The sequence below is a fragment of the Mesorhizobium sp. M0938 genome, from assembly GCF_040319125.1.
Taxonomy (GTDB): Bacteria; Pseudomonadota; Alphaproteobacteria; order Rhizobiales; family Rhizobiaceae; genus Mesorhizobium; species Mesorhizobium robiniae.
Genome location: NZ_JAMYNS010000003.1, coordinates 244104 through 263382 on the forward strand (window position 1 = coordinate 244104; position 19279 = coordinate 263382).

The 19279-nt window shown below is 62.4% G+C and carries 18 protein-coding genes; 10 read left to right on the top strand and 8 right to left on the bottom strand.

Annotation, left to right across the window (positions count from 1 at the left end; all coding sequences use genetic code 11):
- Nucleotides 1–50: 50 nt before the first annotated feature.
- The 6 genes from NKH73_RS06435 to NKH73_RS06460 all read left to right on the top strand — a co-directional run bounded on the left by NKH73_RS06435 (nt 51) and on the right by NKH73_RS06460 (nt 6713).
- Nucleotides 51–1022: a Gfo/Idh/MocA family protein gene (locus tag NKH73_RS06435; protein ID WP_352929192.1), complete on the top strand. Its 972-nt coding sequence runs from the start codon at nt 51–53 to the stop codon at nt 1020–1022.
- Nucleotides 1019–2014 carry a Gfo/Idh/MocA family protein gene (locus NKH73_RS06440; RefSeq protein WP_352929194.1) on the top strand — a complete coding sequence of 332 codons (996 nt, stop codon included), beginning with the start codon at nt 1019–1021 and terminating at the stop codon, nt 2012–2014. The genes NKH73_RS06435 and NKH73_RS06440 overlap by 4 nt, the downstream gene beginning before the upstream one ends.
- The gene (locus tag NKH73_RS06445) at nt 2004–2951 is read left to right on the top strand and encodes a dihydrodipicolinate synthase family protein (RefSeq protein ID WP_352929196.1); all 948 of its coding nucleotides are present in this window, start codon (nt 2004–2006) and stop codon (nt 2949–2951) included. Before NKH73_RS06440 ends, NKH73_RS06445 begins: the two co-directional genes overlap by 11 nt.
- Before the next feature lie 78 nt (nt 2952–3029).
- Nucleotides 3030–4001 carry an SDR family oxidoreductase gene (locus tag NKH73_RS06450; protein WP_352929198.1) on the top strand — a complete coding sequence of 324 codons (972 nt, stop codon included), beginning with the start codon at nt 3030–3032 and terminating at the stop codon, nt 3999–4001.
- 121 nt (nt 4002–4122) lie between these two features.
- On the top strand, nt 4123–5835 hold the full coding sequence (locus NKH73_RS06455; RefSeq protein ID WP_352929200.1) for an HAD family hydrolase: 1713 nt from the start codon (nt 4123–4125) through the stop codon (nt 5833–5835).
- Between the two features lie 17 nt (nt 5836–5852).
- Nucleotides 5853–6713 carry an NmrA family NAD(P)-binding protein gene (locus tag NKH73_RS06460; protein ID WP_352929202.1) on the top strand — a complete coding sequence of 287 codons (861 nt, stop codon included), beginning with the start codon at nt 5853–5855 and terminating at the stop codon, nt 6711–6713.
- A 54-nt stretch (nt 6714–6767) separates the two neighbouring features.
- On the opposite strand, the gene NKH73_RS06465 is transcribed toward NKH73_RS06460, so the two are convergent.
- The 3 genes from NKH73_RS06465 to NKH73_RS06475 are packed head-to-tail and all read right to left on the bottom strand — an operon-like array spanning nt 6768 to nt 10706.
- Entirely contained in the window at nt 6768–9047 is a 2280-nt protein-coding gene (locus NKH73_RS06465; RefSeq protein WP_352929204.1) for a xanthine dehydrogenase family protein molybdopterin-binding subunit, read from the bottom strand.
- A complete protein-coding gene (locus NKH73_RS06470; RefSeq protein ID WP_352929206.1) occupies nt 9044–10072 on the bottom strand; it encodes an FAD binding domain-containing protein in 1029 nt (342 codons plus the stop codon). The genes NKH73_RS06465 and NKH73_RS06470 overlap by 4 nt, the downstream gene beginning before the upstream one ends.
- A gap of 1 nt (nt 10073) precedes the next feature.
- The gene (locus NKH73_RS06475; RefSeq protein WP_352929208.1) at nt 10074–10706 is read right to left on the bottom strand and encodes a (2Fe-2S)-binding protein; all 633 of its coding nucleotides are present in this window, start codon (nt 10704–10706) and stop codon (nt 10074–10076) included.
- A 217-nt stretch (nt 10707–10923) separates the two neighbouring features.
- Between NKH73_RS06475 and NKH73_RS06480 the strand changes: the two genes are divergently transcribed.
- Complete coding sequence (locus tag NKH73_RS06480; RefSeq protein WP_352929210.1) at nt 10924–11367, top strand: PPC domain-containing DNA-binding protein; 444 nt, start codon at nt 10924–10926, stop codon at nt 11365–11367.
- A gap of 27 nt (nt 11368–11394) precedes the next feature.
- Here NKH73_RS06480 and NKH73_RS06485 read toward each other — a convergent pair whose 3' ends face one another.
- From NKH73_RS06485 to NKH73_RS06495, 3 genes are all read right to left on the bottom strand, one after another.
- Nucleotides 11395–12669, bottom strand: a complete 1275-nt coding sequence (locus NKH73_RS06485) for a DUF763 domain-containing protein (protein WP_352929212.1) — start codon at nt 12667–12669, stop codon at nt 11395–11397.
- A 193-nt stretch (nt 12670–12862) separates the two neighbouring features.
- A complete protein-coding gene (locus NKH73_RS06490) occupies nt 12863–13300 on the bottom strand; it encodes a GFA family protein (protein ID WP_352929214.1) in 438 nt (145 codons plus the stop codon).
- 4 nt (nt 13301–13304) lie between these two features.
- Complete coding sequence (locus NKH73_RS06495; RefSeq protein ID WP_352929217.1) at nt 13305–13958, bottom strand: alpha-ketoglutarate-dependent dioxygenase AlkB; 654 nt, start codon at nt 13956–13958, stop codon at nt 13305–13307.
- Between the two features lie 168 nt (nt 13959–14126).
- Between NKH73_RS06495 and NKH73_RS06500 the strand changes: the two genes are divergently transcribed.
- On the top strand, nt 14127–14342 hold the full coding sequence (locus tag NKH73_RS06500; protein WP_352929219.1) for a KTSC domain-containing protein: 216 nt from the start codon (nt 14127–14129) through the stop codon (nt 14340–14342).
- Between the two features lie 69 nt (nt 14343–14411).
- On the opposite strand, the gene NKH73_RS06505 is transcribed toward NKH73_RS06500, so the two are convergent.
- Complete coding sequence (locus NKH73_RS06505) at nt 14412–14639, bottom strand: hypothetical protein (protein WP_352929222.1); 228 nt, start codon at nt 14637–14639, stop codon at nt 14412–14414.
- 172 nt (nt 14640–14811) lie between these two features.
- Here NKH73_RS06505 and ku point away from each other — a divergent pair, with 172 nt between their 5' ends.
- The gene (gene ku, locus NKH73_RS06510) at nt 14812–15681 is read left to right on the top strand and encodes a non-homologous end joining protein Ku (protein ID WP_352929225.1); all 870 of its coding nucleotides are present in this window, start codon (nt 14812–14814) and stop codon (nt 15679–15681) included.
- Between the two features lie 3 nt (nt 15682–15684).
- A complete protein-coding gene (gene ligD / locus NKH73_RS06515) occupies nt 15685–18231 on the top strand; it encodes a DNA ligase D (protein ID WP_352929228.1) in 2547 nt (848 codons plus the stop codon).
- Nucleotides 18232–18264: 33 nt separating this feature from the next.
- On the opposite strand, the gene NKH73_RS06520 is transcribed toward ligD, so the two are convergent.
- Entirely contained in the window at nt 18265–19278 is a 1014-nt protein-coding gene (locus NKH73_RS06520; protein WP_352929231.1) for an ATP-dependent DNA ligase, read from the bottom strand.
- Nucleotide 19279: the final 1 nt, after the last annotated feature.

The following is a 19279-nucleotide window of genomic DNA, read 5'->3' on the forward strand; positions in this document are numbered from 1 at the left end:
AGCATAGCGACTTGTAGGATATCCTGCAAGTAAGAGGATTGGTCACTGAAATGAAGATTGTCCTGGCCGGCTCAAGCCATTGGCACGCCGAAATGCATCTCGACGCCGCACACGCTTGTGGTGCCGAGATTGCCGGCATTTGGGATGAGGACGCGGACCACGCGCGCGCCTTCGCGACGCGTCATCATTTGCCGTTCATTGCGGATTTCGCGAAAATCCTCTCCAGCCCGCCTGAAGTGATCCTGCTGATGGGACATCCTTCGACGGTGCCTGCGCGGGCGCGCGCCATTATCGCAGCCGGCATACCGCTGATCCTGGAAAAGCCGGCGGCGAGCAGCACCGGGGCGTTGGCCGCGCTGCGCGACCTGGCGAGGCAGCATCGGGCCTTTGTCAGTGTTCCCCTGCCCAACCGCTTTGGACCGGCCGTCACTGCCTTTGAACGGCTGCGCCAGCAGGGCCGCGCCGGTGCGGTTGCGCATTGCCAGTTTCGTCTGGTCAATGGTCCGCCGCAGCGCTATGCGGCCGACGGCGTCGCCTGGGTCGTGGATCCGGCGATCGGTGGCGGCGGCGCGCTGAGGAATCTCGGCATCCACGGCGTCGACGCCGCGCTCAGCCTGGCAACCGGCAGGCTTGGGCTGACAGCCGTTTCGATCGAGAACCGCATTCACCGCGCCGCGGTCGAGGACCATGCGCTGCTTGTGCTGGAAGATGATGCCGGAGCGTTGTTCGTCGTCGAGGCCGGATACACTTTCGCGTCGATGCGCCCCGGCGGTGACTTCGAATGGCGCATCGCCAGTGAGAATGCGACCCTCATCGACTATGGCGAGCGCGCCATCTGTGCGACGCTCGACGATGGCGCTATCGTCGACTTGCCGATCGAATTGCCGGCGACGCGCTACCGGCTATGCATGAGCGACACGCTCGACCGGCTGGCTCGAAAAGCGCCGCCGGCGATTTCGATCGATGACTATGTTGCGGCGATGTCGCTGATCGACGCCGCGTATGAAAAGGCAGGACGATGATTGGAATAGGCATTATCGGAGCGGGCGATTTCGGCGGGGCCCACGCAAGGGCAATCAAGGAAGTGCACGGCCTGCATCTCGTCGCGTCGAGCCGCGGCAATAACGATGCCCTGGCCGGCTTCACCAGCGAGCACGGTGGTCGCGGCTACACCGACTGGCGCAAGCTGCTGGACGACAAGGATGTCGACGCCGTCCTCATCGCCAGCCCTCACCATCTCCATGCCGAAATGGCGATCGGGGCGGTAAAGGCCGGCAAGCACATCATGCTCGAAAAGCCGATGGCGCCGACGGCGGCTGCCTGCGATGCAATCAATGCCGCCGTGGCCGCCAGTGGCGTCAAGCTGATGGTTGCCCATCTCATGCATTTCGCCCTGCCCTGCATGGCGGCCAGGCAGGCGCTGCAGGAAGGGGCGCTCGGCCGGCCGCTCATCGGATCGAGCTGGATCATCAAGCTGTGGATGGAGCACAATCGCCGCGACTGGCATCTGCGCAAGGCAACCGGCGGCGGCATGCTGTTGACGGCCGGCATTCATGCGCTCGACCGCCTGGTCTGGCTGATGGATGACGATGTCGTGTCGGTGAGCGCCATGCTCGGGGCCAAGTTCCATGACCAGGAAGCCGACGATACCGCCCTGCTCGGTCTGCGCTTCGCCGGCGGCGGGCTCGGCCAGGTGCAGAGCATCGGCTATCGCAATGGCGCGACCACCTACGCCATGGACCTGGTCTGCGAGCAGGGAACGCTGCGCATCGACATGGACCGCGGCACGATGCTTGGCCGCGATACGGCCTGGACCGACCTGCCAGGCTCGTTCGAGCCGAACTGGATGCACAACGCGCTGGTGCGCGAATGGACGGCGATGCGCGATGCCATTGCCGACGACAAGCCGGTGCCGGTCGACGGTGCCTATGGACGCAAGATCATTGGCATCATCGAGGCCGCTTTTGCGTCGAACGAAACCCGGCGCGAGCACGAGATCGCCGGTGCGCGCTGAACCGGGCCATCTGGCCCACTTACCTGCACATGCGCCGCGCGGCGTCTGGGGCGCGGTGATGCTGGCCATCGACAATCGCGGAGCAATCGACTGGGACGCGACGGAAGAGACGATCGCGCGGCTCTGCGCGACCGGTGTCGACGGCATCTATTCCAACGGCACGGCCTGCGAATTCCACTGCCAGACCGAACCCGAGTTCGACCGGCTTTGCGACCTGGTGGCCGCGATAGCCGGCCGCGCACGCCTGCCCTTCCAGATCGGCATCAGCCAGTCCAATCCGCGCGTTGCGCGCGAGCGGCTGATGCGGGTTTCGGCGCTTCGCCCGGCGGCGGTGCAATTCACCTTGCCCGACTGGTGGCCGCCCAGCGACGACGAGGTCATGCGCTTCGTCGGCGGCCTGTGCGAGACCGCACCTGACATGCCGCTGGTGCTCTACAATCCATCGCACGCCAAGCGCCGCCTGACGCTCGAAGGCATCGCCAGGCTGCGCGCCGTGCCGTCGCTGGTCGGCGCCAAGCTGCCGGGCGGCGACGCCAGCTGGTACGCCGACATGCGCCGCGAACTGCCGGGATTTTCGGTTTTCGTGCCCGGCCATACGCTGGCGACGGGCTTTGCCCAGGGCGCCCATGGCAGCTATTCCAACGTCGCCTGCCTGAGCCCGAAGGGCGCTGTGACGTGGTGGCATATGATCCGCACCGACGCGGCAGCCGCTGCTGAAATCGAGACGCGTATCCAGGCCTTTCTCGCCGCCCACGTTCTGCCTTTTCGCGCTCGCTACGATGTCAGCGATGCGGCGCTCGACAAGGCGATGGCGGCGGCCGGTGGCTGGGCGTCGCTTGGCCCGCGACTGCTCTGGCCTTACAGCTCGGTTCCCGACGAGGAGATCGCGACGCTGGCCAAAGCCGCAGGCACGGCCTTCCCCGAATGGTGGCAATGAGCCCCGCTTAATCGACGCCATCGCGTAAACTTTTTCGCCCGACATGCGTTGTTCCTTCTCCAAGCCAAGGAGACAGCCATGCAGATGAAATCGGAAATCGCCGGCGAGGCCGCCAAGCAGCGCCACATCCAGCGCGGCATCGATGCCAAGGACAAATCGAAGGGCAACGGCAAGCAGCAAGGCGCCATGCAGGCCGGAGCACGCAAATATCCCGAGCCGCCCTTTCCAGAGCAGCACCAGCCGAAGCCGGGGCACGAATGGGCGATCGAGCCGGCGCCGCTTTACGATGCGCCATTTTATATCGGATCGAAAAAGCTCGACGGCAAAGTGGCTGTCATTACCGGCGGCGATTCCGGCATCGGCCGCGCAGTGGCCGTGCTCTATGCGCGTGAAGGCGCCGACGTGGCGATCGTCTATCTGTCCGAGGACAAGGATGCCGAAAAGACCAAGGCGGCAGTGGAAGCCGAAGGCCGGCGCTGCATGCTGGTCAAGGCGGACGTCAGCGAACGCGACCACTGCCACAATGCGGTGGCTGAGGTGGTGAAGGAATTTGGCCGGATAGACGTGCTGGTCAACAACGCCGCCTTCCAGATCCATTCCACCGAATTCACCGAGCTGACCGAAGAGCATTTCGACACGGCGCTGAAGACCAACCTCTACGGCTATTTCCACATGGCGCAGGAGGCTGTGCCGCACATGAAGCCCGGTTCGGCGATCATCAACAGCGGCTCCATAACCGGCATCGAGGGCTCGAAGCAACTGGTCGACTATTCGATGACCAAGGGTGGCATTCATGCCTTTACGCGTGCGCTTTCGGGCAACCTTATCGAAAAGGGGATTCGGGTGAACGCCGTGGCGCCAGGTCCGGTATGGACGCCGCTCAACCCGTCGGACAAGGAAGCCGGTGACGTTTCGAAGTTTGGCGCAGACACGCCAATGAAACGGCCGGCGCAACCGGAGGAGATCGCGCCGGCCTATGTGTTTCTCGCCTCGCCGCACTGCTCGAGCTACATCACCGGCGAGATACTGCCGATTATCGGCGGCTACTGAGTGGGTGCCCTGCGCCGCCACGATCGTCCGCTCGGCTCGATCACACTGCGGAACGGTATGCCTCGTCGTGCGACCTAGCGTGTGACGGTGGCGGCGATCTCAGACATGAAATGGTCGATAGATGTATTTCATTGCCTTGGCAACAGACTATGACGGCACGCTGGCTCACGAGGGGATCGTCGCTGAAAAGACAATTGCCGCCCTCGAACGCTTCAAGAAAAGCGGCCGCAAACTCATTCTGGTCACGGGACGAGAACTGCCCGACCTCAAGCGCGTTTTTCCCGAGCTCGGCCTGTTCGACAAGGTCGTCGCCGAAAATGGGGCGTTGATCTACACGCCTGCCAGCGAGGAAGAACGCACGATTTCACCGGCACCGGCGCCCAAATTCGTCGCCAAGCTGAAGAAACACGGCGTCAAGCCGCTTTCAGTCGGACGGTCGATCGTTGCCACCTGGGAACCACACCAGGCAACAGTTCTTGAGGTCATCAAGAACTTAGGGCTGGAGCTGGAAATCATCTTCAACAAGGGCGCGGTGATGGTGCTGCCGAGCGGCATCAACAAGGCAACCGGGCTGGCCGCCGCGCTTGAGGACCTGAAGCTGTCGCCACACAATGTGGTTGGCATTGGCGATGCTGAAAATGATCATGCCTTCCTGCAGGCATGCGGCTGCAGCGTCGCTGTCGACAATGCACTTGCGGCGGTCAAGGACACAGCCGACCTGGTGACGCGCGGCGCCCGTGGAAAAGGCGTCGAGGAACTGATCGAGAAACTGGTGAAGCGTGATCGGGAACTTGTCCGAAAACGCCGCGACGGCATCCTCCTCGGCTCGGTCGGCGGCGACGAAGTCTATCTGACGCCGACCGACACGGTTCTGATCGCCGGAAGCTCCGGCATCGGCAAATCCACCTTGGCCACCGCGCTGACGGAACGCTTCGTCGAGAGCGGCTTTCAGTTCTGCATTTTCGACCCGGAAGGCGATTACGACGGCCTCGAAGGCGCCGTCCGGATAGGCGACGGCTCAAGCGCACCGACAAAGGCACAAGTGCTCGACCTGATCGACAAGCCGGACACCAATGTGGTCGTCAATGGGCTGGCACTGCGGGTCAATGAGCGGCCGGACTTCTTTGCCGATCTGCTGCCCGGCCTCGGCAGTTTCCGCTTCCGCACAGCGAGGCCGCATTGGCTGGTCATCGACGAAGCGCATCATCTTCTGCCCAAGAAGCGCGACGACACGCGCGCCGTTCTATCGTTGGAATTACCGGGCACTGTCCTGATCACCGTTCATCCGGAAGCGATCTCGACCGATGCCCTGCGTCTGGTCACTGCCGCCATTGCGCTTGGCCCCAAGGCCAAGAATGTCATCAAGGCGTTTTGTCGTGAGACGGACACCAAGCCGCCAAAGGATATCCCATCGCCAAAAGGCGAGCGCGTGTTGTTCTGGCGACCGCAAACCCGCAAGAAAATTGCCATGGTCAAAGCGATCGAGCCGCGCCAGTCGCTCAAGCGTCACAGCCGCAAATATGCAGAAGGTCAACTCGACGAGGCCGGCAGCTTCTATTTCAGAGGTCCCGACAACGCGATGAACCTGCGCGCCCACAATTTGATGATTTTCGCGCAGATCGCCGAAGGCATCGATGACGGGACCTGGGAGCATCACCTGCGCGCCGGCGACTATTCCGAATGGTTTCGCCACCAGATCAGGGACAAGGAGCTGGCGCGCGAAACCGCCGAAGCAGAAAAGGACGAAAAGCTCTCGGCGCAGGAAAGCCGCAAGCATGTTCTGGATGCAGTACGTCGCCGCTATACGGCTCCTGCCACCGCCCCGGAGGAATAGAGAGAAAGGGATGATCCATGCATATCATTCTCGGAGGCACCGGCCATGTTGGTTCTGCTGCAGCTATGTCGCTTCTACAGCAGGGCGAAGCGGTCACCATCGTAACTCGCGACCAAGCCAAAGGCGCCGACTGGACCCGGCGTGGCGCCGAAATCGCGGTGGCGGATGCCCACGACAGCGAGGTCCTTCGCCAGGTTTTTCGTCAAGGCGAGCGGCTGTTTCTGCTCAATCCGCCGGCCGACCCATCGACCGACACGGACGTTGAAGAGCGTAAAACCGTCGCCGCCATCACTGCGGCGCTTGAAGGATCTGGATTGCGAAAGATCGTCGCCCAATCAACCTACGGCGCCCGGCCCGGCGACCGATGCGGCGACCTGAACGTCCTCCACGAGTTGGAGCAGAAACTGCATGCCCAGCCGATCCCTGCCAGCATCATCCGGGCGGCATATTATATGAGCAACTGGGATTTTGCTCTTGGAACTGCGGAGCAGGATGGTGTGGTGAACACATTTTTCCCGGCGGACTTCAGATTGCCGATGGTGGCACCGGACGACCTCGGGCGCACCGCCGCCCGTCTGCTGAAAGAGCCAATCGAACAGACAGGTATGCACTATGTCGAAGGCCCGGCGCGCTACACTGCGTCCGATGTCGCAGCTTGTCTGAGCGACGAATTGCAAAAAGACATTCAGGTGGTGACGGCTCCGCGCGAAAAATGGCAAGAAACTTTTGAGGGCATGGGCTTTTCCAAAGCCGCTGCCGAATCGTATGCGCGCATGACCGCCGTTACTCTGGACGAGCTAGAATTGCCCACAAATCCCGAGCGTGGCACGGTTTCCCTGCAACGCTACATTTCCGATCTGGTGGCCCGACGAAATTAGCGCCGCAAAGAAACGGCGAATACCTCTGTAGTCTCAATCCGTTACCGGAACAAACTACACTATTAAATCCTCTATTCTGATCGGCAGATCGCGGATACGCCTGCCGGTGGCGTGATACACCGCGCTTGCGACTGCGGCTGCTGTTCCGACATTGCCGAGTTCGCCCAAGCCCTTGACGCCGGCCGGGTTGACCGCGTGATCGACTTCCGGGACGAGGATTACCTCAAGCTGCTTTATGTCGGCGTTGACCGGCACCAGATAGTCCTGCAGGTCGCGGTTGACGTAGCGGGCGTGGCGCCGGTCGATTTCGGTCGCCTCGTGCAGGGCCTGGCCAATGCCCCAGATCATGCCGCCCATCAACTGGCTGCGCGCGGTGCGCGTGTTCATGATGCGGCCGGCGGCAAAGGCGCCAACGATGCGGGGAACCCGGATTTCCCTCGTGTAGCTGTTGATGCGCACTTCAACGAATTCTGCGCCATAGGCGTATTTCACCGAATCCTCGTCCTGATCGCCGCCGTGGAATTCCGGCTGCCCCGCGTAAAGTTTCTTCAGCGCCTCAGGCGACGAGCCTTTCGGTGCAAACTCGGCATATTCCTCGAGCGCGCCGATCTGCATCGCGTTGAAGACGTCGGACAGTCTGGCCGACTTGCCGCCATCGGTGACGACGGCCTCCTTTTCCATTTCCAGCTTTGCGTTGCCGGAGCCCGCCAGCGGTCCGCCCTCCCCGACAGCCGCGGCGAAGAGTTTTTCGCGAATCGCGTCGCAGGCCTTCAGAACCGCCGAGCAGACACTTGCGGTCGAAATCGAGCCGCCAGAGACCGGCGCCGGCGGCAAGGTGCTGTCGCCCATCTCGACGCTCACCTTGTCGATATCGACGCCAAGCCGTTCGGCCGCCATCTGCCCCGCCACGGTGCGCACGCCGGTGCCGATCTCGTGCGAGCCGGACTGGACACGAACATGGCCGTCGTCGGTCAGGCGGACACGGGCCGCGCAGGGCGCTGCGGCGGTGGGATAGATGGCGGTCGCACAGCCCATGCCGACAAGCCAGTCGCCGTCTCGCATCGAACCGACGGCCGCTTCGCGCTTTGACCAGCCGAAGGCCTCTGCGGCCTGGTCATAACATTTGATCAGCGACCTGCTGGAAAATGGCTTACCGCCGATCGGCTCCTTTTCCGGCTCGTTGATGCGGCGGAATTCGACCGGATCCATGCCGAGTTCCACTGCCATTTCGTCCATGGCGTTCTCGAGCGCATAGACGTAGGGCGTCTCGGGCGGCGAACGCATGTAGCCGGGTGTGTTGCGGTCGGCATGCACCAGCGACACATGCGTCAGCACCGAGCCGTAATTATACATGCGGCTGGTTGCCGAGGTGCCGCCGACGACATAGGGATCGGGTCGCGAGGTCACTTCCCAGCCTTCGTGACCGAAGGCGGTGATGCGGCCGTCCTTGTTCGCGCCGATACGGATGCGGTGCCGGGTCTCCGCCCTGTAGGTTTGTGTGTCGTAAGCTTGCATGCGGCTGACTACGCAGCGCACCGGCCGGCCGACGCGGCGGGCCGCGACCGCTACGATCGCCGTGCGGGCGGTCATCGGCCCCTTGGAGCCGAAAGCACCGCCGATATACGGACTGACGATCCGTACATTGGCCGGGTCGATCTTCAATTGCCGTGCCAGTTCGGTCTTCCAGCCGGTGACGTTCTGGCTTGGCTCGTGCACGGTGAGCTGATCGCCCTGCCACCACGCCGTCGTGGAAAATAGCTCGATCGGATTGTGGTGCTGGGTCGGCGTCGAGTATTTCTGATCGATCTTCACCGCAGCCGCAGCATAAGCGGCGTCGAAATCGCCGGCTTTAAGGTCCTCCTTGTACATCGGACTTTTGCCGGCGGCAGGCTCGAGCGTGGTTCCCCGGGAATCGAAGCTGGCGCTGGGTGTTTCTTGCGCATAGTCGGCGCGGATCAGCATAGCCGCCTCCGCCGCCGCCTCGAATGTCTCGGCAACCACCAGAGCGATGATCTGGCCGTCATGGAAGATGGTCTTGTCGTGCAGCGGAGCGATCGAGCTTGCGCCGGTATTGCCGAATTTCGGCTTGTCGACCTCGTCCATGTCACCGGCGCTGACGATATCGAGGACGCCGGGCACCGCTCGAGCTTCCTTAAGCCGGAGACCGGAAATGCTGCCCTTGGCGATGGTGCTGGTGGCAAGCACGCCGTAGGCGACATTCGCGGTCGCAAGGTCGGCTGGGTAACCAGCCTGGCCGGTAACCTTCAGGCGGGCATCGATCCGGGGAACGGGATTTCCCATATTCTCTTTCGGCGCGGGGGCAGCTTGGTTCATGATGAAACCTTCATGTCGCGTGTTTCGAGCAAGGCTCGCACCAGGGTGCGTTTGCCGAGCGGGATCTTGAATGCGTTGTGTTCCCTTGGCTTCGCTTCGGCGAATGCGGCTTCGGCAGCAGCCTCGGCGGCATTGCGATCGAGCGCCTTGTCTTGCAATGCCTCTTCAGCCGCTCTTGCACGCCAGGGTATGGTCGCCACGCCACCAAGCGCTATGCGGGCCTGTCTGACCGTGTCGCCGTCCATATCGAGAGCGACGGCCGCTGAGGCCAGCGCAAACGCATAGGATTCGCGATCGCGTATCTTCAGGAAGCGGGAGCGGCGGCTCCAATCGCGGAAAGGCACATTGATGGCTACGATGACTTCGTCGGCCGCCAGATCCGTCTCTATGTTGGGCGTATCGCCGGGCAGGTGGTGCAGCTTGGCGAAGGGTATCCTGCGCAAGCCCTCCCTCCCCTCGGCTTCGACAACGGCATCGAGCGCGATCAAGGCCTGGGCGAAATCGCCGTGATAGGTAGCGATACAGGCGTCACTGGTGCCGAGGACCGCATGCTGCCGGTTCAAGCCTTCCAGGGCTGCGCAACCGGATCCCGGCTCGCGCTTGTTGCACGGCCAGGATGTCTCGCGAAAATACTCACACCGCGTCCGCTGCAGCACATTGCCCGCCAGGCTGGCCATGTTGCGGATCTGGCCGCTGGCCGCCAATTTCAGGCTTTCGGCAAGCAGCGGGCAACGGTGCTTGATCTCGGCCCTGTCTGCCGCCTCGCCCATGCGAACCAGCGCGCCGAAACGGATGGTGTCGTCGCTGATCCTGATCTGCCGCAAGGCCGGTTCGGCCAGACCGTTGAGGTCGAGCAGACGCTCGGGCTGCGCAACGCCAAGCTTCATGTAGTCGGCCATATTGGTGCCGCCGGCGATGAATTGCGCGTTGGCCTGCGTCGGGGGAACGCGCGCATCAGTAGAATGCGAGGCGGCGGCGACGGCCGCGGAAACATTGGTCGGTCTTTCGTAAGCGAAGGGGCGCATCTCAAGCCCTCCTGGTCTCGTCTCGCGCCTGGACGATGGCCGCGACAATGTTCGGATAGGCGGCGCACCGGCACAGATTGCCGCTCATATATTCGCGGATGTCGTCTTCCGAACCGGCGTGGCCCTCGTTGACGCAGCCGATGGCTGACATGATCTGGCCTGGCGTGCAGTAGCCGCACTGGAAAGCATCGTTGTCGATGAAAGCCTGCTGCATCGGGTGCAGACTCCCATCCATGGAAGCGATCCCTTCCACGGTGGTGACTTCCCGGTCCTGGTTCATGACGGCGAAACTCATGCAGGAAAGCACACGCTTGCCCTCGACAAGCACCGTGCAAGCCCCGCACTGGCCGTGGTCACAACCCTTCTTTGTGCCCGTCAGGCCGACCTGATCGCGCAGCGCGTCAAGCAGGCTCGTGCGATTGTCGAGGGCGAGATTGTAGGCTTGCCTGTTGATGCGCATCGAAATCATCGATAGATCGCGCGGCCCGGCCGAACTTGCGGTTGATTGTTCGGCCGCTTTCACCGACTTCGCCAGCAACGGCGCAGCTGCGGCCGCCGAAACGGATCCGGTCATGAAGCCGCGTCGGCTGAGGACGGGCAGTGTGGGTTTGCTGGGGGATTTGGCATCGGACATGGCTGGCTCCAGGCTGGCTGCGTCTCAAGCGGGCCAAACCATCCGCTGGAGGCAAGGTTCCCTGTCTCTCACGCGCCTGTGATCGTTTCTCCTCCAGACGCGCAATCCCATCGCCCGCCTCGAATTGGCATTCGGAACTCTCCAGCCGTCTTTTCGTTCACACTCGATCGACGAAAAGACGACAACCAAAAGCCGATATGGCGTCTGGAGTGAAATCATGAAATCGCAGCTTGTCGCCGAAAGCGCCGGACAAAGGACGTTCGTGGTGGTGCTTGATCCCGGCGAAGAAGCATTCGCGGCGCTTACCTCTTTCGCGGTCGATCAGGACATTGGCGGCGCCTCGCTGACCGCGCTCGGCGCCTTCGAAAGGGCGACCGTCGGTTGGTTCGACTTCAACCAAAAAACCTATCGGAAAATCCCCGTCCAGGAACAGTGCGAGGTGCTCAGCGCGATCGGCGATGTCGCGATCGGCGACGACGGCAAGCCCAGCCTTCACGTCCACGCGGTGCTCGGCTTGCGCGATGGCACCACGCGGGGCGGACATCTGCTCGACGGCATCGTTCGGCCGACACTCGAAGTCACATTGGTGGAAGCGCCTGGGCATATGCGCCGCAGGAAGCGTCCGGAACTCGGCATCGCCTTGATCGACCTGGACGCTTGAGATCCAAATGCGGACCAGCGCTGAAACTCAGGTCCGTCCTTTGTTGTTTGATTTCTCGGGCGCGGTCTCGGGTGCGGCTTCCCAGCCGAATACGCTGCGACCGCCGAGCAGATGCGACTGATCGAACTCCCCGGCAACGATTTCCTTCAGGCTGGGGCCGGTGACGTAGCGTTCGACCTGCCGTGATTGGTCGTCCAGCCGCTTCAAGGCACCGATTTCTTCGTCGCGGCCGAGCCTGGCCTTATGGACGGCGGATTTCAGCACGCCGATCGTCTCGTCATAGACCTTCAGCGGCACAGGAAATGGATGCCTGTCCTTGCCGCCATGCGCCAGCGAGAAACGACCGGGATCGGAAAAACGGCACGGCGCGCCATGCAAAACCTCGGCCACCAGCGCCAGCGCCCGCACCGTGCGCGCACCGACGCCGGGGACCAGAAGAAGTTCGGAAAAATCGGCCGGGCCACGTTCGGCAGCCGCCGCCATGTTCCCATGAAGACGGCGCATGACGACATCGCTTTCGCGAACGTCGTGGTGCGCCGGCATGATCAGGTGCGGCAGCATCTGCTGTTGCGGCGCCTGCTCCGGAGCCGGGCCGGGTTCCAGCGCGGCGAATTCCCTCAGGATGCGATCCGGTCCGAGGTCTTGCAGCAGCTCCAGCTGTCCCTTGTGCGACGCGTCGGCGCGGCGGTCGGTCAGGTTGACGATCTCGCCCTGGTTGGCGCCCTCGATGGCGGCATGCGGCTGGTCGACAAAGCTCTTCAGGCCTTCCGACAGCCAGTGATAGCGGCGCGCCACTTTGCTGTCGCCGTTCATGCCCTGCTGCACCACGACCCAGTCGCCGTCATCGGTCACGATGAAGCCATGCAGATAGAGATCGAAGCCGTCCTGAACGGCGGCGCTGTCAACCTTGGCGACGAGCCGGCTGGCCGTCGCCAGGCCTGTTCCGTCGAAGCCGACGCGCTCGCCGATGACGGCAAGTTCGTGCGGGGTCTTGCGTGAATGCACCCCGCGGCCGCCGCACACGTGAATGCCGAGCTCCCCGGAGAGCGGAGCCAAACCGCGTTTCAGGGCGCCGATGACGCTGGTGGTGATGCCGGAGGAATGCCAGTCCATTCCCATGACGGCGCCAAACGACTGGAACCAGAACGGATGCGCCAACCGGCGCAGCAGCTCCTCGCGACCGTAGTGGTGGATGATCGCCTCGCACATGACCGCGCCAAGGCGCGTCATGCGATCGCCGAGCCATTTCGGCACGCGTCCACCGTGAAGTGGGAGGTCTGCGCTTCCCGATCGTTGTGCCAAATCTTGCCGCCTGTTGCCGATCTATGCCTTGCGCTCAACAGATAGGTATCGAAAGCGGGGTGAAGAAGCGATGATGTCCGTTTCGAGCTGCCGATGCTGGTGCCAGGCCCGCTTGGCAATCAGTGTAGCGGTTATCAGGTAGATTCGCTGACGAGATTAGGGCCATTCGGGTTCCATCGGCGGCGTTTGCCGGTTACCGCTCGGCTGGATTTCCGACCGCCGGATCGCGCCGCCTCGAATATCTCTCCACACGCGGCAGATCGTCACGAAATTCCACCCACGGCAGCTTCATGTCCCAATAGGCGTGAGCCTGCGGCGCAAATCGTTCGGGGTGGTCGAAGAAGCCGATCGTCACATAAAGTTCTTCGGGAAGCCCCTGGTCGAGATAGGCTATGGATGTCCCGCAATCGGCGCAGAAGGTGCGCAACACGCCTGGGGTTCTTGAGAACGTCTTCGGCGTGCCGGTCAGCAATCTGAACTGGGCCGGTCGATATCCGACCCAGACCGTCAGCGGGCTTCCTATGGCCTTGCGGCAATCGTCGTCGTGATCGGAGCAAATCCAGAACGGGTCGCCATGCATCTTAGCCGTTATGGAACCGCAAAAACAGGAGCCGGTCTCGATTCTGGTCATTGAACTATCGCTTCTGATCGAGGCGGCCGTTCGGCCGCAGGGTGCGCAGGGTGATCGAATAGCGGTGCGCGGCAACCGGAGGGATGCTGTGCTCCCATTCGGTACGCGCCGGACCCGTCATCAGATAAGCCGACCTTGGCTCGACGATGATGGTCTCGCGGTCCCATTTCGTGCCGTTCTTCCGGCGGAGCCGAAAGCTGCATGGGTCAAGCAGGGAAACGCCGGCTACGGCATCGAAATGCGGCTTGTCGCGATGCCAGCCGATACCGGCGCCAGGTCGGTACTCGTTGATCAAAACCTGCACGAAAGCGTCGACGGGAAGCCGCGCAAATGCCGCCACCTTCTTCCTGAGCGGCATCAGAAAAGCTGGGATCGCCGGCGCCTCGACGACTTTGCGCTGGTCGAAATCGTAGCGCAGGCCAAAACCGGCGACGCGCCGGTTTGCGAGATGGCCGTGAAAATCAAAGGGCTGGAAGGCGAGATTGTCGAGCTGCCGGACCAGCTCAGCTTCTTCCTCGACGGTGATCAGCTCTGGCAGATAGTGAAATCCCTCCGGCAGACCATCTAGGGCATGAAAATCTGGCGCACGAAAATCGGGCGCGCCAAACAGGTCGCCTTGGCCGGCGGCTTCCGGCTGCTTGGTTTTGAGCGATGGCATCAACCCTAATTGGTGAAGCTGGCCGGCGACGGCAAGGCCTTGGAGGCGCGGAGCCGGCCGGACCCTCGCCTCTTATCTTGCGCTAGATGGAACCGGCTAGATGGAACCCGGCTTGCCAGAGCGGGTTATTTGTACAAACGCGTCGAGCATTGGGGTCGAGTGTCGCGAATGCCTTCAACCGCTATCCAAAGCATGAATTACGATCCGGCGACGAGAACCCTCTCCGTATGGTTTGTCCCAAGCGGATATCGCTACGAGTACTATGACGTGCCGCCGCAGACCTATGCCGCATTCCGCAAAGCCACATCAAAAGGCCGGTTCTTCAACGCGTTCATCCGAGATCGGTATCAATACCGCCTAGTCGAGCAGAGCCAGTCGGGGTGAGTGCCCCGTCGTAGGCAGTGCATCCGAAAAGCGATGGCTTGCGTTAGAACCGGTCGGTCGACCGCTCCTTCATTGCTCCGGCGGCGTACCGGGTTGATCGCCGCCCGTCGACGACTTGGGCGTAGGATCCTTGTCAACCTCGGGACTTTGCTCGACGGTATTTGTGTTGCTCTGTGTCGGTTCAGAGCTGCTGGTGCTGCCCTGTATCGGTTCCGCCTCGTTGCTGCAGCCCGCTAAAGCAAAAGCCGCCAGCAGAACCGACAAAAACGACAATCTCGTCAACCGCAATTTCGTCATGCCAACCGCTCCTTCCTGCTCGACAACGGCGGGTCGTGAATTTGGTTGCAGCGGAATGGTTATCTGGGTTGGCCGAGGACCTTCTCATCGCCGTGAAGGAGCCAAGGAACAAATCTGCGCGCCGCCACGTTGCATTTCCAGTGCAAACGCTTGTGACAGTGAGGCTGTTGTCTTGGCGCCGAGAGCAAACTGGAAGGGCTTCCTGAAAATTGGAGAACTCAGCTGCCCGGTGGCACTCTATACGGCTGCCTCGACTTCAGAGCGGATCGCCTTCCACACGATAAACCGCGCCACCGGCCATAGGGTGCATCGCGCGTTCGTCGACAGCGATAGCGGCAAACCCGTCGAGAAGGACGATCAGGTCAAAGGCTATGAGATCAGCTCGGGCGACTACGTCGTGCTCGAACCCGATGAGGTCGCAGCCGCGGTCCCCGAGAGCGACAAGACGCTGTCGGTCTCGGCCTTCATCGGCTGTTCCGATGTCGACGACGTGTATTTCGACAAGCCGTATTACCTGGCCCCGCCGGACAAACACGCGGAAGAAGCATTTGGGCTGATCCGCGAAGGCATGCGCAGGAAGAAAGTCGCTGCGATCGCCCAGACCGTCCTATTCCGGCGCGTCCGGACCCTGCTCATCCGGGCCTATGATGAAGGGCTGGTCGCAACGACGCTGAATTTCGACTACGAGGTGCGCTCGGCGGAAGAGGCCTTCGACAACGTGCCCGACATGAAGATCAAGGGCGAGATGCTCGAACTGGCCGAACACATCATCAAGACCAAGAAGGGCAAATTCGATCCGACCAAATTCGACGACCGATATGAGGCGGCCCTGGCCGAACTTGTGAAGGCGAAGCTCGAAGGCAAGAAGATCGCGATTCCGAAGCAGCCCAAGCGGGAGAAGGTCGTCGATCTTATGGATGCGCTGCGCCAAAGCGCCGGCGTTGGCGGCAAGCAGCCCTCGACAAGAAAACCAGCGGCAAAGTCAAAGCCGGCGCGCCACGCGAAGGCGAAGCAGACGGCGCCGCGTCGGAAGGCCGGCTGACCGATGGCGCTCGAAACCTACCGCAAGAAGCGCGATTTTTCGGTCACCCCGGAGCCGCAGGGCCGCAGGGCGCCGAGGACGGGGAACAGCTTCGTCATACAGAAGCATGATGCGACGCGGCTCCACTATGATTTTCGTTTGGAAATGGACGGCGTCCTGAAGAGCTGGGCCGTCACCAAAGGGCCGAGCCTGATCCCCGGCGAGAAGCGCCTTGCCGTTCATGTCGAGGATCATCCCTTGGAATATGGCGGTTTCGAAGGCACCATCCCGAAGGGCGAATATGGCGGCGGCACCGTTATCCTGTGGGACAGAGGCACCTGGGCGCCGATCGGCGACGCGCATCGCGGCTATGCGAAAGGCCATCTCGATTTCGAACTTCACGGCGAGAAGCTTGGCGGCCGCTGGCATCTTGTGCGGATGGCCGGAAAGCCGCGGGAGAAGCGCGAGAACTGGCTGCTGATCAAGGGCGACGATGACGCCGCACGCACCGAAGGCGATCCTGACATTCTGGACGAACGGCCGGAGTCCGTCGCCACCGGCCGCAAGATCGAGGATGTCGCCGGCGAAGCGCCCGGCTGGTCGTCGAAGACGGGGCGCATCGGCAAACGCCGCGGCGGCCGCACGAGGGCCGCTCCCCCGGAAGAGCAGCCCGCCACCGTTGGCGTTCCGGAACCATCAAAGATCAAGGGTGCCAAGAAGGCAGCGCTTGCCGATTTCGTCGAGCCGACGCTGGCGACCCTGGTCCCGTCAGCGCCGTCCGGAGAACGCTGGCTGCACGAGATCAAATTCGACGGCTACCGGCTGCAGGCCAGGATCGAAGCCGGCCGCGTCAAACTGTTGACGCGGAGCGGTCTCGATTGGACGAAAAAATTCGGCAAAGCGGTCATTTCGGCGCTGGCCGATATCCCTGTCGGAACGGCGCTGATCGATGGTGAACTCGTGGTCGAGACCTCCTCCGGCGCATCAGATTTTTCCGCCCTGCAAGCCGATCTCAGCGAGGGCCGCAGCGATCGCTTTCGGTTTTACGTTTTCGACCTGCTTCATCTCGACGGGTACGACCTGCGCGACGTGGCGTTGGTCAAGCGCAAGGAGTTGCTGGAAAAAATCATCGGCAGCGATAATGGCATTATCAGCTACAGCGGACATTTTGAGGAGAACGGCGCTCTGGTCCTGCAACACGCCTGCCGGCTAAGCCTGGAAGGTATCGTCTCCAAGCTTCGCGATGCGCCTTACCGCGCGGGCCGCAGCAAGAACTGGGTGAAATCGAAATGCTCGGCGCGGCAGGAATTCGTCGTGGCCGGCTATGTCCCCTCGACAACCTCGCGCAATGCGATCGGTTCGCTCGTCCTGGGTGTCTATGACGACGGCAAGCTTCATCACGTCGGACGCGTCGGCACCGGCTACACGGCAGCCGTCGCCCAGGACCTGTTCAAGAAGCTCGAGCGGATACGCATTCCGTCAAGTCCGTTCGACGAGCGGCTGACGGCTGACGAGGCGCGGCAGGCCCGCTATGTCAAGCCGGAACTGGTCGCCGAAATCGAGTTTCGGGCCTGGACCGCCGACGGCAATCTGCGCCACGCGTCGTTCCGCGGATTGCGCGAGGACAAGCCGGCGAAAGAGATCGTCCGCGAGACGCCCAAGGCGATCAAGGCAGCACCCAAACCTCAGCGCCGGACTGTCAAGCTCACCCACCCCGACCGGCTCTATTGGCCGGACCAGGGCGTGACCAAGGAGGGTCTCGCCGACTATTATGCCGAAGTCTGGCGCTATGCATCGCCCTACATCGTCGGCCGGGCACTGGCGTTGGTGCGATGCCCAAACGGCATTTCGGGCGAGCAGTTTTTCCAGAAGCATGCCTGGAAGGGTCTCAACCCAAACATCGTACTGGTCCACGATCCCAAGGACCCGCCCGACGAGCGGCTGATTAGCATCAACGACCTCGATGGGCTGATCGGTCTTGTCCAGTCGGCGGCGCTGGAGATCCACCCCTGGGGTTCGACGGTGAGCGATTGGGAGCGTCCGGACACGATCATCATGGACCTCGATCCCGGCGAGGGCGTTACCTGGGAGGCGGTGATCGAAGCCGCCGTCGAGACCCGCGACCGGCTGAAGGATGTAGGGCTTGTCCCGTTCATCAAGACCTCGGGCGGCAAGGGTCTGCACGTCGTGGCGCCATTGAAGCCGAAAGCGGAATGGCCTGTCGTAAAGGCCTTCACCAAGGCGATTGCCGACGCCATGGCCTCGGACAGCCCCAGCCGCTACGTCTCGACCATCACCAAGTCAAAACGACGCGGGAAAATCCTCGTCGACTATCTGCGCAACCAGCGCGGTGCGACCGCAGTCGCACCCTATTCGACAAGAGCACGACCGGGCGCGGCGGTGTCGATGCCGCTTTCCTGGGACGAGCTCGGTCCCGGCATCGGACCGGCCTATTTTACCGTCGAGAACACACCGACCCGGCTTGCCTCGTCGTCGGATCCCTGGCAGGATTTCCGCGCGGCCGCAGCGCCGATCGAAGAACCGGGAAGCCGGCGCAAGAAAGCGGCTTGAGGCCTGCCTTACGAAGGGCATGCATCAGGGCAATCAGGCGATCTGCTCAAACGTGCATTGTTCCGGCGCCTTGTCGGGCCGCCAGCGCAGGAGTTTGGTGCCATGCCGGAAACGGTCGCCGGTAACGTGATCGAAGCGCACTTCGACCACCAATTCGGGACGGACCGGTTCCCATTCGCCGCTGCGCTCGGTGCTCCAGCGGCTCGGCCCGCCCGGCGCCTTTCCGGTGAAGCCGGGTGGCTCGCGCATCGCTTCGAGTTTGCGGGTAAGTTCGGCCCTGTCGTCCTTGGCAATGGTCGAGGTGAAGCCGACGTGGTCGAGCTTGCCGGCCTGGTTGTACAGACCCAGCAACAGAGAGCCGACCTGCGGGCTGTTGCTGAGATAGCGAAAGCCGCCGACCACGCAATCGGCCGACCGCAACCGCTTTACCTTCACCATCGCGCGCACCCCCGGTTGGTACGGACCGTCCAGCCGCTTGGCGACCACGCCGTCTGTCGCGCCATGTCCGGCATCCCCTAACCAGGAGCGGGCTTCCTTCACATCGCGCGTACAGTGCGAAAGCACGATGCTCCTGCGGTTAGCCGAAGCGACGAAAGCCTCAAGGATCGCTCGCCGTTTTTTCAGCGTCCGCGCCAACCAAACGGTTCCGTGCTCATCGCAGAGCATGTCGAACAGGACGATGCGAGCCGGGGTTTCGGCGGACAGCTTGCGGATCCTGCTCTCGGCGGGATGAAGCCGCATCTGGAGCGCGTCGAACGAAAACTTGCCGTCGACCGAGATGACGATTTCACCGTCGACGACAAAACGGCGCGACGGCAGTTCCTTCAATGTCGCGACGAGTTCGGGAAAATAGCGTCCGAGCGGCTTGCCTGACTTTGCGCGCAACTCCACCGCGTCACCGTGCCGGAATGCCAGGCAGCGAAAGCCATCCCATTTGCGCTCGTATTGCCATCCATCTCCTTCGGGAATCGTATCGGCCGCCTTGGCTTCCATCGGAGGCGTATCGAGCGGCAGAGGGAAGCCGCCGTCGCGAGGGATGACCTTCATT

Bases quoted from the DNA above. Each gene is read 5' to 3' on its own strand.
- NKH73_RS06435 (WP_352929192.1), top strand. From the start codon at position 51: ATGAAGATTGTCCTGGCCGGCTCAAGCCATTGGCACGCCGAAATGCAT.
- NKH73_RS06440 (WP_352929194.1), top strand. From the start codon at position 1,019: ATGATTGGAATAGGCATTATCGGAGCGGGCGATTTCGGCGGGGCCCAC.
- NKH73_RS06450 (WP_352929198.1), top strand. From the start codon at position 3,030: ATGCAGATGAAATCGGAAATCGCCGGCGAGGCCGCCAAGCAGCGCCAC.
- NKH73_RS06455 (WP_352929200.1), top strand. From the start codon at position 4,123: ATGTATTTCATTGCCTTGGCAACAGACTATGACGGCACGCTGGCTCAC.
- NKH73_RS06460 (WP_352929202.1), top strand. From the start codon at position 5,853: ATGCATATCATTCTCGGAGGCACCGGCCATGTTGGTTCTGCTGCAGCT.
- NKH73_RS06465 (WP_352929204.1), bottom strand. From the start codon at position 9,047: ATGAACCAAGCTGCCCCCGCGCCGAAAGAGAATATGGGAAATCCCGTT.
- NKH73_RS06470 (WP_352929206.1), bottom strand. From the start codon at position 10,072: ATGCGCCCCTTCGCTTACGAAAGACCGACCAATGTTTCCGCGGCCGTC.
- NKH73_RS06475 (WP_352929208.1), bottom strand. From the start codon at position 10,706: ATGTCCGATGCCAAATCCCCCAGCAAACCCACACTGCCCGTCCTCAGC.
- NKH73_RS06480 (WP_352929210.1), top strand. From the start codon at position 10,924: ATGAAATCGCAGCTTGTCGCCGAAAGCGCCGGACAAAGGACGTTCGTG.
- NKH73_RS06490 (WP_352929214.1), bottom strand. From the start codon at position 13,300: ATGACCAGAATCGAGACCGGCTCCTGTTTTTGCGGTTCCATAACGGCT.
- NKH73_RS06495 (WP_352929217.1), bottom strand. From the start codon at position 13,958: ATGCCATCGCTCAAAACCAAGCAGCCGGAAGCCGCCGGCCAAGGCGAC.
- NKH73_RS06500 (WP_352929219.1), top strand. From the start codon at position 14,127: ATGCCTTCAACCGCTATCCAAAGCATGAATTACGATCCGGCGACGAGA.
- NKH73_RS06505 (WP_352929222.1), bottom strand. From the start codon at position 14,639: ATGACGAAATTGCGGTTGACGAGATTGTCGTTTTTGTCGGTTCTGCTG.
- ligD (WP_352929228.1), top strand. From the start codon at position 15,685: ATGGCGCTCGAAACCTACCGCAAGAAGCGCGATTTTTCGGTCACCCCG.
- NKH73_RS06520 (WP_352929231.1), bottom strand. From the start codon at position 19,278: ATGAAGGTCATCCCTCGCGACGGCGGCTTCCCTCTGCCGCTCGATACG.